Origin of the sequence: Roseateles aquae, assembly GCF_032337115.1 — a bacterium.
Taxonomy (GTDB): domain Bacteria; phylum Pseudomonadota; class Gammaproteobacteria; order Burkholderiales; family Burkholderiaceae_C; genus Roseateles_C; species Roseateles_C aquae.
Genome location: NZ_JAVXZY010000002.1, coordinates 131738 through 146290, shown reverse-complemented (window position 1 = coordinate 146290; position 14553 = coordinate 131738). Strand labels below are relative to the sequence as shown.

General features: G+C 65.7%; 12 protein-coding genes. 8 read left to right on the top strand and 4 right to left on the bottom strand.

Annotation, left to right across the window (positions count from 1 at the left end):
* The first annotated feature begins 7 nt into the window (after nucleotides 1–7).
* The 6 genes from scpA to RQP53_RS05975 all read left to right on the top strand — a co-directional run bounded on the left by scpA (nucleotide 8) and on the right by RQP53_RS05975 (nucleotide 8427).
* Nucleotides 8–2173, top strand: a complete 2166-nt coding sequence (scpA, locus tag RQP53_RS06000; protein WP_315649322.1) for a methylmalonyl-CoA mutase — start codon at nucleotides 8–10, stop codon at nucleotides 2171–2173.
* A gap of 205 nt (nucleotides 2174–2378) precedes the next feature.
* Complete coding sequence (gene meaB, locus RQP53_RS05995) at nucleotides 2379–3398, top strand: methylmalonyl Co-A mutase-associated GTPase MeaB (protein ID WP_315649321.1); 1020 nt, start codon at nucleotides 2379–2381, stop codon at nucleotides 3396–3398.
* Nucleotides 3391–4923 (top strand): acyl-CoA carboxylase subunit beta, encoded by a 1533-nt coding sequence (locus RQP53_RS05990; protein WP_315649320.1) that lies wholly within the window; start codon nucleotides 3391–3393, stop codon nucleotides 4921–4923. The genes meaB and RQP53_RS05990 overlap by 8 nt, the downstream gene beginning before the upstream one ends.
* Before the next feature lie 98 nt (nucleotides 4924–5021).
* Nucleotides 5022–7127, top strand: coding sequence for an acetyl/propionyl/methylcrotonyl-CoA carboxylase subunit alpha (locus RQP53_RS05985; RefSeq protein ID WP_315649319.1), 2106 nt, complete (start codon nucleotides 5022–5024; stop codon nucleotides 7125–7127).
* A 10-nt stretch (nucleotides 7128–7137) separates the two neighbouring features.
* Nucleotides 7138–7605 carry a VOC family protein gene (locus RQP53_RS05980; protein ID WP_315649318.1) on the top strand — a complete coding sequence of 156 codons (468 nt, stop codon included), beginning with the start codon at nucleotides 7138–7140 and terminating at the stop codon, nucleotides 7603–7605.
* Between the two features lie 42 nt (nucleotides 7606–7647).
* Nucleotides 7648–8427, top strand: coding sequence for a hypothetical protein (locus tag RQP53_RS05975; RefSeq protein WP_315649317.1), 780 nt, complete (start codon nucleotides 7648–7650; stop codon nucleotides 8425–8427).
* Between the two features lie 3 nt (nucleotides 8428–8430).
* Here RQP53_RS05975 and RQP53_RS05970 read toward each other — a convergent pair whose 3' ends face one another.
* From RQP53_RS05970 to RQP53_RS05955, 4 genes are read right to left on the bottom strand one after another with little or no spacing between them, the layout of a single operon-like run.
* Nucleotides 8431–9012, bottom strand: a complete 582-nt coding sequence (locus RQP53_RS05970) for a PqiC family protein (protein WP_315649316.1) — start codon at nucleotides 9010–9012, stop codon at nucleotides 8431–8433.
* On the bottom strand, nucleotides 9009–10013 hold the full coding sequence (locus RQP53_RS05965) for an MlaD family protein (RefSeq protein ID WP_315649315.1): 1005 nt from the start codon (nucleotides 10011–10013) through the stop codon (nucleotides 9009–9011). The genes RQP53_RS05970 and RQP53_RS05965 overlap by 4 nt, the downstream gene beginning before the upstream one ends.
* Nucleotides 10010–10744 carry an ABC transporter ATP-binding protein gene (locus RQP53_RS05960; protein WP_315649314.1) on the bottom strand — a complete coding sequence of 245 codons (735 nt, stop codon included), beginning with the start codon at nucleotides 10742–10744 and terminating at the stop codon, nucleotides 10010–10012. Before RQP53_RS05960 ends, RQP53_RS05965 begins: the two co-directional genes overlap by 4 nt.
* Nucleotides 10745–10767: 23 nt before the next feature.
* A complete protein-coding gene (locus RQP53_RS05955; RefSeq protein ID WP_315649313.1) occupies nucleotides 10768–11940 on the bottom strand; it encodes an MlaE family ABC transporter permease in 1173 nt (390 codons plus the stop codon).
* 211 nt (nucleotides 11941–12151) lie between these two features.
* Here RQP53_RS05955 and RQP53_RS05950 point away from each other — a divergent pair, with 211 nt between their 5' ends.
* Together RQP53_RS05950 and RQP53_RS05945 are read left to right on the top strand one after the other, a co-directional pair.
* Entirely contained in the window at nucleotides 12152–12319 is a 168-nt protein-coding gene (locus RQP53_RS05950; protein WP_315649312.1) for a hypothetical protein, read from the top strand.
* A gap of 220 nt (nucleotides 12320–12539) precedes the next feature.
* Nucleotides 12540–14531: a dehydrogenase E1 component subunit alpha/beta gene (locus tag RQP53_RS05945; RefSeq protein ID WP_315649311.1), complete on the top strand. Its 1992-nt coding sequence runs from the start codon at nucleotides 12540–12542 to the stop codon at nucleotides 14529–14531.
* Nucleotides 14532–14553: the final 22 nt, after the last annotated feature.

Sequence of the window (14553 nt, the reverse complement as noted above, 5' to 3'; positions counted from 1 at the left end):
TTTTGCCATGTCCGAGTCCAAACGTCCCCCGTCCGAATTCGCTGCCGCCAGCCTGGAGCAATGGCACAAGGCAGCCACCAAGTCGGCGCCCGGCGGTGATGTTTCGGCACTGAACTGGCACACGCCCGAGGGGCTGACGGTCAAGCCGCTGTACACCGCGGCGGATACCGCAAACCTGCCCTATGCCGACACCTTGCCCGGCTTTGAACCCTTCTTGCGCGGCCCGCAGGCCACCATGTATGCGGTGCGGCCCTGGACCATCCGCCAGTACGCCGGCTTCTCCACCGCCGAGGAAAGCAATGCCTTCTACCGTAAGGCACTGGCCGCCGGCGGGCAGGGTGTGTCGGTGGCCTTTGACCTGGCCACCCACCGCGGCTACGACAGCGACCACCCGCGCGTGACCGGCGATGTCGGCAAGGCCGGCGTGGCGATCGACTCGGTCGAGGACATGAAGATCCTGTTCGACGGCATTCCGCTGGACAAGGTCTCGGTCTCGATGACGATGAACGGCGCCGTCTTGCCGGTGCTGGCCGGCTATGTGGTGGCGGCCGAGGAGCAGGGCGTTTCGCAGGATCAATTGAGCGGCACCATCCAGAACGACATCCTCAAGGAGTTCATGGTCCGCAACACCTACATCTACCCGCCGGAGCCGTCGATGAAGATCATCGGCGACATCATCGAGTACACCGCGGCCAAGATGCCGAAGTTCAACTCGATCAGCATCAGCGGCTATCACATGCAGGAAGCCGGCGCCAATCAGGCGCTGGAGCTGGCCTTCACGCTGGCCGACGGCAAGGAGTATGTGAAGACGGCGATTGCCAAGGGCATGGATGTGGACGACTTTGCCGGCCGCCTCTCCTTCTTCTGGGCCGTGGGCATGAACTTCTATCTGGAGATCGCCAAGATGCGGGCCGCGCGCCTGCTCTGGTGCCGGATCATGAAGGGCTTCAATGCCAAGAACCCCAAGAGCCTGATGCTGCGCACGCACAGCCAGACCTCGGGCTGGAGCCTGACTGAGCAAGACCCCTACAACAACGTCGTGCGCACCACCATTGAGGCGATGGCCGCCGTCTTCGGCGGCACACAAAGCCTGCACACCAACTCGCTGGACGAGGCGATTGCCCTACCCACCGAGTTCAGCGCCCGCATTGCTCGCAACACCCAGCTGATCATCCAGGAAGAGACCCACATCACCAATGTGATCGACCCCTGGGCCGGCAGCTACATGATGGAAAGCCTGACCCAGGACATGGCCGACAAGGCCTGGGCCATCATCGAGGAAGTCGAGGCCATGGGCGGCATGACCAAGGCGGTCGATTCCGGCTGGGCCAAGCTGAAGATCGAGGCCAGCGCCGCCGAGAAACAGGCGCGCATCGATTCGGGCAAGGACGTGATCGTTGGCGTCAACAAATACCGGCTGGCCAAGCAGGACCCGATCGAGATCCTCGACGTGGACAACGTCAAGGTGCGCGAGGGTCAGATCGCCCGGCTGAAGGACATCAAGGCCCGCCGCGACAACGCCGCCGTGCAGGCCGCTTTGGCCGCGCTGACAGAGGCAGCCAAGAGCGGCCAGGGCAATCTGCTCGACCTCTCGATCCAGGCCATCCGCCTGCGGGCGACGGTCGGTGAGGTTTCGGATGCGCTGGAGGCGGTCTACGGCCGCCACCGTGCCGACACGCAAAAGGTCACCGGCGTCTATGCCGCTGCCTACGACTCCGCCGAGGGCTGGGCCAAGCTGCAGGAAGAGATCAAGGCCTTCGCCGCGGATCAGGGCCGCCGCCCGCGCGTGATGATCGCCAAGCTCGGCCAGGACGGCCATGACCGCGGCGCCAAGGTCGTGGCCACCGCCTATGCCGATCTGGGTTTTGACGTCGACATGGGCCCGCTGTTCCAGACCCCCGAGGAATGTGCCCGCCAGGCGATCGAGAACGATGTGCATGCGGTGGGCGTCTCCACACTCGCCGCCGGCCACAAGACCCTGGTGCCGGCCATCATTGCCGAACTCAAGAAGCAGGGCGCCGACGACATCATCGTTTTTGTTGGCGGTGTGATCCCGGCGCAGGACTATGAGCAGCTCTACGAGGCTGGCGTCAAGGGCATCTACGGACCGGGTACGCCGATTCCGGCCAGCGCCAAGGATGTGCTGGAGCAGATCCGGCAAGCCGTAGCATGACCCACCCCCTACCGGCTTCGCCGGCCTTGCAGGCCGCACCAGGCCTGCGGCCTGGTTCTTCGCCAGGCACAGACGCCGAGGCGTCTGAGTCCAGGCTCAGCCCCTCAAGGGGGCGCGCCCCTAGGACCGGCAGAGCCGGATCCTGGGGCGCCGCTGGCTGGGTGCTGGTGGACTGCCGCAGACGATGCATCCAATGACAGCGCCCATGCCAAAGAGCGCATTCTTTGAGGCTGTTGTGGGTGCGCCAGGCCCGGCCCAGCGCCGTGCCATTGCCAAGACCATCACGCTGCTGGAGTCGACCCGGGCCGATCATCGCCAGGCGGCTGATGCGCTGCTGACCGAACTGCTGCCGCACAGCGGCCGCTCGCTGCGCCTGGGCATCTCGGGCGTGCCCGGTGTGGGCAAGAGCACCTTCATCGAGGCGCTGGGCCTGTTCCTGATCGAGCGCGGCCATCGGGTGGCGGTGCTGGCGGTGGATCCGTCCAGCAGCGTGTCCGGTGGTTCCATCCTGGGCGACAAGACGCGGATGGAGCGGCTGTCGATGGACGAGCGCGCCTACATCCGCCCCAGCCCCAGCAGCGGCACACTGGGTGGCGTGGCAGAAAAAACGCGCGAGGCCATGCTGGTCTGCGAAGCGGCGGGCTACGACATCGTCATCGTCGAGACCGTAGGCGTTGGCCAGAGCGAGACCGCGGTGGCCGGCATGAGCGATATGTATGTGCTGCTGCAACTGCCCAATGCCGGCGACGATCTGCAGGCGATCAAGAAGGGCGTGATGGAGCTTGCGGATCTGGTGGTGATCAACAAGGCCGATATCGATGCCGCTGCCGCGACCCGCGCCCAGGCGCAGATCGCCTCGTCCCTGCGCCTTCTGGGCCTGCACCACCATCCCGATCATGTCGCCTACGACCAGCTGCAATGGCAGGCGCAGGTGATGCAGCTGAGCGCGCTGAAGGCCGAAGGGCTGGACCGTTTCTGGGCCGCCGTCAGCCAATTCCAGGCCTTGCAGCAGGGCAATGGGCGCTTCGCCGCGAAGCGCCAGCAGCAGTCACTGGCCTGGATGTGGGAGCGCATTCAGGCTGGCCTGAAACACGAGTTTTCCGAAGCGCCGGCCGTGCGGGCGGCGCTTCATGACACCACCGAGCGCGTGCTAGCCGGCCGGCTTGCGCCCTCGACGGCAGCGCGCGAGCTGCTGGCTCAGTTCTTTGGAGACCACCATGCATGACATCCAACAAATGCTCGAAGAGAAGCGCGCCAAGGCGCGGCTGGGCGGCGGCGAGAAACGCATCGCGGCCCAGCATGCCAAGGGCAAACTGACGGCGCGCGAGCGGCTGGAGCTGCTCTTCGACGAAGGCACGTTCGAAGAGTGGGACATGTTCGTCGAGCACCGCTGTGTCGACTTCGGCATGGCGGAGAACAAGATCCCGGGTGATGGCGTCGTCACCGGCTACGGCATGATCAATGGCCGCTTGGCCTTCAGCTTCAGCCAGGACTTCACTGTGTTCGGCGGCGCGCTGTCCGAATCCCATGCCGAGAAGATCTGCAAGATCATGGACCAGGCGATGAAGGTGGGCGCCCCGGTCATCGGACTCAACGATTCCGGCGGTGCGCGCATTCAGGAAGGGGTCGCGTCACTGGGCGGTTATGCCGATGTGTTCCAGAAGAATGTGCTGGCCTCGGGCGTGATTCCACAGATCAGCATGATCATGGGCCCTTGCGCCGGCGGGGCCGTCTACTCGCCGGCCATGACCGACTTCATCTTCATGGTGAAGGACTCGTCCTATATGTTCGTCACCGGCCCCGAGGTGGTGAAGACGGTCACGCACGAGGAAGTCACCGCCGAGGAGCTCGGCGGCGCCACCACCCACAACAGCAAGAGCGGCGTGGCCGATCTGGCCTTCGAGAACGACGTCGAAGCCATTCTGATGCTGCGGCGCTTCTTCAACTACCTGCCGCTGAACAACCGCGAGAAGGCGCCCAGCCGGCCCAGTGGCGATCCCGGCAATCGGCTTGACCTGTCGCTGGACACCCTGGTGCCCGACAACGCGAACAAGCCCTACGACATGAAGGAGCTGATCCTGAAGACGGTCGACGATGGCGACTTCTTCGAGCTGCAGCCCGACTACGCCAAGAACATCATCATCGGCATGGCGCGGATGGACGGGCAGACCGTCGGCATCGTCGCCAACCAGCCGCTGGTGCTGGCCGGTTGCCTGGACATCAAGAGCTCCATCAAGGCGGCGCGCTTTGTGCGCTTCTGTGATGCATTCAACATTCCAGTTATTACCTTTGTCGACGTGCCCGGCTTCATGCCCGGCACCTCGCAGGAGTACGGCGGCATCATCAAGCACGGCGCCAAGCTGCTCTACGCCTATGCCGAGTGCACCGTGCCCAAGGTGACGGTGATCACCCGCAAGGCCTATGGCGGTGCCTACGATGTGATGGCCTCCAAGCACTTGCGCGGCGACGTCAATTTCGCCTGGCCGAATGCCGAGATCGCCGTGATGGGGGCCAAGGGCGCGGTGGAGATCATCTTCCGCGAGGACAAAGGCGATCCCGAGAAGCTCGCCGCCAAGGAAGCCGAGTACAAGGCCCGCTTTGCCAACCCCTTTGTGGCCGGCGCCCGTGGCTTCATCGACGATGTGATCCAGCCGCATGAAACGCGCAAGCGGATCTGCCGCTCGCTGGCGATGTTGAAGGACAAGAAGCTGGAAAACCCCTGGCGCAAGCACGGCAACATTCCGCTCTGATAACCCCATTGCAACCACAGAGTCACAGAGACACAGAGCAATCCTCAGGGCTCCGTTTTGGCTCTGTGTCTCCGTGTCTCTGTGGTTAAGGATTTCATATGTTCAAGAAGATCCTGATCGCCAATCGTGGCGAAATCGCCTGCCGCGTCATCAAGACCGCCCAGAAGCTGGGCATCAAGACGGTGGCCGTGTATTCCGAGGCTGACAAGGATGCCCGCCATGTGGAACTCGCTGACGAGGCCGTACTCTTGGGCCCGGCGCCATCGCGCGAGTCCTACCTGGTGGCCGACAAGATCATTGCCGCGGCCAAGCAGACCGGCGCCGAGGCCATTCATCCGGGCTACGGCTTCCTGAGCGAGAACGAGGAGTTCGCGCGCCGTGTCGAGGAAGAAGGCATCGCCTTCATCGGCCCCAAGCATTACTCGATTGCGGCCATGGGCGACAAGATTGCGTCCAAGAAGCTGGCCAACGAGGCCAAGGTCAGCACCATCCCCGGCCACAACGAGCCCATCCTTTCGCCCGAGGAGGCGGTGAAGATTGCCCAAGGCATCGGCTATCCGGTGATGATCAAGGCCAGCGCCGGCGGTGGTGGCAAGGGCCTGCGTGTGGCCTTCAACGACAAGGAATGCTTCGACGGCTTTTCATCCTGCCGCAACGAGGCCCGCAACAGCTTCGGCGACGACCGAGTCTTCATGGAGAAGTTCGTCGAGCAGCCGCGCCATATTGAGATCCAGATCCTCGGCGACGCGCAGGGCAACGTCGTCTATCTGCATGAGCGCGAATGCTCGATCCAGCGTCGCCATCAGAAGGTGATCGAGGAGGCGCCGTCGCCCTTCATCAGCGAGGCCACCCGTAAGGCCATGGGCGAGCAGGCGGTGGCGCTGGCCAAGGCGGTCAAGTACCAGAGCGCCGGCACCGTCGAATTCGTTGTCGGCAAGAACCAGGACTTCTATTTCCTCGAGATGAACACCCGGCTGCAGGTCGAGCACCCGGTCACCGAATGCATCACCGGCGTGGACCTGGTCGAGCAGATGATTCGTGTGGCGGCCGGTCTGCCGCTGCCCTTCAAGCAGGAAGAGATCAGGCGCGAGGGCTGGGCCATCGAGTGCCGCATCAACGCTGAGGATCCCTTCCGCAACTTCCTGCCCTCGACCGGCCGCCTGGTGAAGTACCAGCCGCCGGCGGCGAATCTGGAGCAGGGCACCGAAACACTGCAGGGGGCGGCCTATGGCGAGGGCAGCTTCGGTGGCGAGGACGCGACGAACACCGCTTGGGGCGGCGTTCGGGTCGACACCGGCGTCTACGAAGGCGGCGAGATCCCGATGTTCTACGACTCGATGATCGCCAAGCTGATCGTGCACGGCCGCGACCGCAAGCAAGCCATTGCCAAGATGCGTGAGGCGCTCAACGGCTTTGTGATCCGCGGCATCTCCAGCAATATTCCCTTCCAGTCGGCGCTGCTGGCGCATCCGGACTTCGTGTCCGGCAACTTCAACACCGGCTTTATCGCGCAGCACTATGCCAACGGCTTCCGCGCCGAAGACGTGCCGCACGACGATCCGCTGTTCCTGGTGGCACTGGGTGCCTTCATCCGGCGCAAGACGCGCGAGCGCGCCGCCGGCATCAGCGGCCAGATGGCTGGCCACGAGATGCAGATCGACAGCGACTATGTGGCAGTCGTCAACGAGGGCGCAGGCAAGCAGGCACGGCATGCGGTGCATGTGTCCGAATTCGTCGGCCACAGCGGCGAGGCCACCGTGGCCGTCGGTGGCCGGGTCTACAAAATCGTCTGCCGCTCGCGGCTGAACGACATCCGCTTAAGCGGCACCGTCAACGGCCAGCCCTTCACCGCCCAGGCAGAGCGTGGCACCGGCAAGAACCCCTTGGCCTATCGCATCGCCAACAATGGCACCGCCATCGAAGTGACCATGCTGTCGCCGCGCGCGGCCGAGCTGCATGCGCTGATGCCCTACAAGGCACCGCCGGACACCAGCAAGTTCCTGCTCTCGCCGATGCCCGGCCTGCTGGTGCATATCGCCGCCAGTGTCGGCCAGACGGTGCAGGCCGGCGAGCGCCTGGCGGTGATCGAGGCGATGAAGATGGAGAACATCCTCGTTGCCGAGCGCGACGTCAAGATCGCCGAGGTGCTCGCCAAGACCGGCGAGAGCCTGTCGGTCGATCAACCGATCCTGCGCTTCGAGTGAGGACCGCAACATGAGCAAGCCCTACAAGATTCTCGGCATCCAGCAGATCGCCATCGGCGGCCCCGACAAGCAGGCCCTGCGCAAGCTTTGGGTCGATGTGCTGGGACTGACGGTGACCGGCAACTTCGTCTCCGAGCGTGAAAACGTCGATGAAGACATCTGCGCCATCGGCAGCGGGCCACACAAGGTCGAGGTTGACCTGATGCAACCGCTGGACCCGGAGAAGAAGCCAGCGGTGCACACCACACCGCTGAATCACGTCGGGCTCTGGGTGGACGATCTGCCCAAGGCGGTGGAGTGGATGTCCGCCAATGGCGTTCGCTTCGCACCGGGCGGCATCCGCAAGGGCGCGGCCGGCTACGACATCTGCTTCATTCACCCGAAGAGCAGCGCCGAGTTTCCCATCGGCGGTGAGGGCGTGCTGATCGAGCTGGTGCAGGCGCCTGCCGAGGTGGTGGCGGCGCTGGCCGCGCACTGACTCTGAGATGATGCGGTCTACCTGCAGCTGTGCCGTCGAATCATGTTCCTGAGTCGCTCGCTTGCTGGCCGGCTGCTGCTGACCGCTCTGGTCGCTGTGGGCATCGGCGCCAGCGCCGCCGAACTAACGCCGCCTGGCCTGATCCTGCGTCAGGGCGAGTGGCGCGGTGATGTCGGTAGTTTCAGCGTTCCGGAGGCCTTGGTAACGGTGCCGGCGTCACGTTGGCCGATGGACGCTTGGGTCGTGTTGATGATTGACACGCAAGCAGCAACGTTAAGCATCAGGCCCCTCGTCGAGGGCGAGGCGCGCCAACTGCTCAAGCCCGTCCTGTCGCAGGTGCTGATTGCACAGAAGGCGGCCGATGCCGATTGGGCCAACTACAGCCCGATCGAACCTGGCACTGATCTGTTCGTCCGAGTCCCCGGGCTGCGCTGGAAGCCTGGCACAGTAGCCCTGCATCGGTTTCGCAACGGCACCCCTGTCTTGGTGCCCGAACTCGGCCATCGTATTCAGTTGCAGCTGGGCAGTTTGCCCTATGCCTTTACCGTTCAGAACGGTTTCCGAACCGCCGATGGCCGCCCCTACGGCTCTGGCACGCAATTCAAGCTGGAGATCGAGGGTCAGGTCTACGAATACGACCTCGGCGGCTATGGCTGGGAGGTGTCCATCCAGGCGCTGGGTGATTTCGACGGCGACGGGCGCCCCGACTTCCTTTTTGCTGTGGGCGGAAGCAATAGCAGCCACGACGCCCTGGTCCTCTCCAGCCAGGCCAGGCCGGGCAGGAACCCGCCCACTGCCTATCTGACGGCTATGGGCTGTTGAGACTCAGGGGCTGGCTGCAATCGCCTCGGCCAATTGCCAGAGCGCGCTGCGGTGGGCGCTGACCAGCGCATCGACGCTGGCGTCGCTGGCCTCCAGCTCGATCCGGCGTTCGAGCACGACCGGCTTGGTCTTGCCGCTGGGGTCGACCAGGGTCCAGCGGGCTTGCAGCACCACCTGGCGGCTATCGGCCTTGGCATCCAGGCGTTGCACGTCCACGCGCAGCTGCCGATCGACCTGCACACCAGGGGGCACCGGCATGCGCCAGACCTGGGCGCTGCCGCGCAGCTGTGCCAGGTCTTGCGCCAGCAGGCGCGGTACGGCCTCGCGCAGCGGTTCGGCCCAGCGCTGCGAAGGGTTGTGCTGCAGGCTGGCGGCCCCGCTGGGCCTCACGATGGCATCGCGGTCCAGGTAGTCGGGCAAGAGCACCGGGCCCAAGGCCCACACGGTGCTGGCCGCTACGCTGGGCGTCGTCACGGGCGCCTCGGCCCGGAGTTGATAGAGCTGCACCGGCGGCGAACTGCTGCATCCCGCCAGCAGGGCTGGGATGGCCACCAAGACGCCAAGATCTCTCCACGGTTTGCTCATCGTCGTCCCTTCAGCACCGATTCGGGTTGCTGATCCAAGGTGTCGGCCAGCTCGCGCAGGGCGCGCGCGGCTTGCGACACATCCTTCAGCGCTTTTTGCAGATTCTGGTTCAGCGGTGACTCGTCCTTCGCCGCATCGGCGAGCACGGCGGCGGCGCGGCTGAGTTCCTGGCTGGCCTTGCGCAGATCCTGCACCATCGGCCCCTCGGGATTGAAGGTCTGACCGACGCGCTGGGCCGACTCATTGACGGTGACAGCGGTATTGCCCATGCGCTCCATCGCCAGCCGGGTGGCTTCCAGGGTTGACAGCGAGGCATCGGCGAGCGGCCCAGCACGGCGATCGAGCTGTTCGGTAAGGCGGCGCAGGCTGGTCGCCACCGCCTCGATGTCCTTGACCGCATGGCTCAGCTCCGGCCCTTCGAGCAGGCGCCTGCCCGAGCTGGCAATCGCCGAGAGATCGCCAACCAGGCGCTTGATGTCCAGCCCGTCGACCTGGTTCTTCAAATCCTGCAAGGGGGTGCTGACGGTCGGGATCTCGATCTCCGCGCGCAGCGGCTTGTTGGCTTCCGTGGCCTTGCCGGGGCGGAAGTCCAGATCGATATAGAGCTGGCCGGTCAGCAGGCTTTGCATGGCGAGTTGGGCGCGCAGGCCGCGCTCGACCAGGCCGCTCATGGAAGCGCCTAGCATGCCGGCGCGCTGTTCACCGCTCAGGCTGCCCAGCATGTCGCTGTCGAGCTCGGCCAGCACCGGAATCGTCACCTCGTTGTGTGAACGGTCGTAGGCCACGCCGATCGAGCTGACGCTGCCCAGGCGCACGCCGCGAAACACCACCGGCGCGCCGACCTGCAGGCCATAGATCGAGCCATTGAAATACATCACCACCCGTTCCTTGCCGCCAAACAGCTTGCCACCCGCGGTGACAAAGACGCCGACAAACAACACCATCAGCGCGCTGACGACAAACAAGCCCAGCAGGGCCGGGTGGCCATGGCGCTTTCTCATGGGCGCGCCTCCCGGCGCAGAAAGGCACGCACCGTGTCGGGGCCGGACTGCAAGAGCGCGCGCGGCGCATCGAGGGCGGTCATCGTCTTTTCCTTGGCATCGAGAAAGAGGGCGCGGTCGGCAACGGCAAAGATGCTGTCCAGCTCATGGGTCACCAGCACGATGGAGGTACCGAGATGATCGCGCAGATTGAGGATCAGCTCATCCAGCCGCGTCGAGCTCAGCGGGTCGAGGCCGGCCGAGGGTTCATCGAGAAAGAGCAGCGGCGGATCCAAGGCCATGGCCCGGGCGATGGCCGCGCGCTTCTTCATGCCGCCGCTGAGGGCGGCCGGCAGTTCGTCGAAGGCACCGTCCAGGCCGACCAGCGCCAGCTTGAAGCGGGCCAGCTGCTCGGCCTCGGCATCGTCGAGCTCGGTGAATTCGCGTAACGGCAGCATCACGTTCTCGCCCACCGTCATCGAGCTCCACAAGGCGCCGGCCTGAAACATCACGCCGAATTGGCGCTGGATCTGGGCCAGCTGCGCATCGTCGGCCTCGCTCAGGTCGACGTCGCCGTAAAGCACGCGGCCGGCGGCCGGTGGCTGCAGACCGATCAGATGGCGCATCAGCGTGCTCTTGCCGCAGCCGCTGCCGCCCATCAGCACCAGGATTTCGCCGCGGGCCAGCTCAAAACTCAGATCGCGCTGGATGATGCGGCTGCCCGCTGCCAGGCTCAGCCCTTCGGCGCGCATGAGCGGTGAAAGATGTGCGGCCATTACCACCCCAAGCGCTGAAAGGCGATCGTCAGCGCCGAGGCCGCAATGACGATCCAGACGATGGCCTGCACCACTGCCGCGGTGGTGGCCTCACCGACGGCCTGCGCGCTGCGCCCGGCATTGAGCCCCTGCCGGCAGCCGGCCAGGGCCACCAGCACCGCGTACACCGTGCCCTTGAGCAGGCCGATGGCCGCATGGGTCAGCGTCAGCGACTGCGAGCTGCGGTAGAGGTAGTCCAGCGGCTCGACCTGAAAGATGCCCACCGCCACCAGTCCCCCGGCGGCCATGCCCACGGTCGCGGCAAAGGTCGTCAGCAGCGGGGCCATCAGCGCCATCGCCAGCACGCGGGGCAGCACCAGATGCTCGACCGGGTTCAGGCCCATCGCCCGCAGCGCATCCGTTTCCTCATTGGCCTGCATGCTGCCGAGCTGGGCCGCAAAAGCAGCGCCGACCCGGCCGGCCAGGATGATGCCGGTCATCAGCGCGGCAATCTCGCGCACCACGCCCACCGTGACCAGATCGGCCATGAAGGACTGGGCGCCCAAGCGTTGCAGCTGTGCCGCTCCCATGTACGCAATGATCAGCCCGACCAGAAAACTTACCAGCGTGACGATGGGCAGGCTGGCCGGGCCGGTGGCATGCAGCTGAAAGGCCAGGTCTTCGGCGCGCATGGCTGTGCTGCCGCGCATGGCCTTGATCAGCGCCAGCAAGACCTCGCCGATAAAGCTCAGCGTCGTTCGGGTGCGCTGATAGCGCATCATCCAGCTGATGCCGATCTGCGCCAGCCAGCGCGAGCGCCGGCTGCGTACCGGGGGCGCGTTGGCGAGCGAAGGCGTTTGGCCTGCCAGTTGCAGGATGCCGCGCAGGCCAGCGGGTAGCGTGGCGGTATCCAGCGGCAGGCCGCTGCGTTTGCTCAGGCCCCAGAGCGCGGCGGCCAGTCGGCTGTCGAAATGGCTGAGCTGGCGCCCATCAAGGCGCAGGGTCTGGCCCGGCTGCCGTGGCAGGTCGGGCGGTGAGGGCAGCGTGCTGAGCTGCCGACCATCGCCGCTGAGCACCAGCACCGGCCCCTGAGCATCGCTCTGCCACTGGGCGCTGGCTACGGCGCCGCCAGCCGCCGGTAGCGGGCTTGCCGGGCTCTGGGACTCTGATGCAGCGCTGGCGTCCTCGGTCAAGGTGTCTCCCGTGCCGCACAGGGGCGGCTCGGTCAGCAGATTAGCAGGGCTGGCCGGCTTTGGTGCTGCTTCGTTGCGCCGGCACGGCAGGGCCAGGTCTTGCCTTTCATGACGGCCAGAACGGTGGGCGAAGGCGGCCGCAGCAAGGCTTGGCGGGCTCATGCCGAACTTGCTCTAAAATCCCGCGTTCATTTCTCGTACCGGAGCCATCATGGGCAACAAGATCGTTACCGAGGCACAGCGTCGTGCTTCCCCCCGTCCCACCGCCACCGCTGGCGTGACCCTGACCACCGGCCGCGGCCAAAAGATCAGCCTCGAGCGCGGTTCGCACACCCGCAGCAAGAAGAACCCGGGCAAGCGTCCTCACAAGGGCGGCTGATGGCCGCAGGCGGCGTCTCCCAGTGACGCTGCGCGCAAGGCACCTGGAAACGCGGCCGGCAGCCTGCCTGGCCGCGTTTTTCTTTGCCGGATCGCTTTTTCATGGGGCGGCGCCGACAAACCGCGGGGCGCTGAAGCCCGGAATTGCTCCCTGCCAGCGGCTTTGATGCTGCTCTATGATCCGCCGCGACTCGGGTCAAATCCCAGGGATGAACAGCACCATGCCCGTCGCGCCCCCCTTCGATCTTGATGCCCATGGCAAGCCCCTGGTGGGCAGCGGCGTCGAGCAGGCCTTCGCCTTTGGCCATCTGCTGCGCCAGACCGAGACGCTGATTCTCGAGCTCTTCGGCCGTGGCCTGCTGTCCGGCACCACCCACACCTGCATTGGCCAGGAGCTGTGCCAGATGGCGGTGGTGCGGGCGCTGGATGATGCCGATGATGTGGTGCTGTCCAACCACCGCAATCACGGCCATTTCCTGACTTACAGCGGCAATGTGACCGGTCTGCTGGCCGAGGTGATGGGCCGCGAGGCTGGCGTTTGCGGCGGCTACGGCGGCAGCCAGCATCTGGCCTTCCGGCATTTCCACAGCAATGGTGTGCAGGCGGGCATGACCGGCATCGGCGTGGGCCTGGCGCTGGCGCTGAAGCAGCGCGGCTCGCGCGGTCTGGTCAGCGTGATGATTGGCGACGGCACGCTGGGCGAGGGCCTGCTGTACGAGAGCATGAACCTGGCGGCGATCTGGAAGCTGCCGGTGCTCTTCGTCGTCGAGAACAACGGCATTGCCCAGACCACCGAGACGGCCTATTCGCTCGGCGGCAGCATCATGGCCCGCGGTGCCGCCTTTGGCCTGCGCTGCTGGGAACTGGACGATGCCGCGCCGGACTTCCTGGGCCGTGCCGAGGCGGTGGTGCGCGAACTGCGCGATGGTGCGGGCCCGGGTTTTCTGTCCATCACCACCCGCCGGCTGGGCCCGCACAGCAAGGGCGACGATCTGCGCGCGGCCGAGGTGAAGGCGGCCATCGCCGCCCGCGACCCGCTGCTGGCGCTGCGCCGGCAACTGCCCGAGGAGCAGGCTGCGCAGCTGGAGGCGCGCAATCTGGCCTTTATCGGCGCCGCCGAGCAGGCCGCGCTGGCCTCACCGGAAGCACGCTTCGAGGCATTGCCCGAGCACTGCCTGCGTCCCGTCGAGGCGGCTGGCCCCGTGCCAGCGCAGGATGCCGCGCAGGCCAATGTACGCACCGCCATCAACCGCGCGTTGCGCGATCTGCTGGCCCATGATGAGCGGGTGGTGCTGCTTGGCGAAGACCTGCACGAGCCCTATGGCGGCGCCTTCAAGGTGACGGCGGGTTTGTCGGACGCCTTTGCCGGTCGGGTGTTGTCCACACCGATCAGCGAGGCCGGCATCACCGGCTGTGGCATTGGCCTGGCGCTGGCCGGCCGACGGCCCATCGTCGAGATCATGTTCGCCGACTTCATGACGTTGACGCTGGATCAGCTCTACAACCATGCGGTCAAGTTCCCCGGCATGTTCAAGGACTTTGACGTGCCGCTGCTGCTGCGTGCGCCGGCCGGCGGCCGCCGCGGCTATGGGCCGACGCACAGCCAAAGTCCTGAGAACCTGCTGGCCTCGGTGCCGGGCCTGACCCTGCTGTTCGGCAGCCACCGCCACAACGTGGGGCAGTTGCTGGTTGATGCGGTGACGCGCTGGCCCAATCCCACCGTCTTCATGGAGCACAAGCTGCTCTATTCCGAAGCGCAGGCGCCGGGCGAGTATCTTGAAGTACCGGCCAGCGAGCTGGACCCTGGCGCCGCGCTGTTCCCGACGCTGCAACGCCCGGCTGCCGGCACGCCCGACATCACGCTGATCGCCTTTGGCGGCATGCTCAGCCATGTTGAAAAGGCGGCGGCGCGGCTGCAGGCCGAGGAGGAGCTGCAGGTCGAGATCATCACGCCCTGCCTCTTGGCGCCCTGGCCGCGGCACAGCCTGCTGCCGCTGCTGCTGGAGCGCGAACGCATCCTGGTGGTCGAAGAGTCGCATCACCAGTACGGCATCAGCGCCGAGCTGCTGGCCTCGCTGGCGGAGGAGGGCTTTAACGGCCGTGTGGCGCGGCTGGGGCTGGACCCGGTGCCCATTGCCGCTGCGCGCAGCCTGGAAACCGCGCAAATGATTGACGAGGCCCGCATAGTTGATGCGGTGCTGGATCTGCTCTAAAGAACCCAACGCGCATCACTGC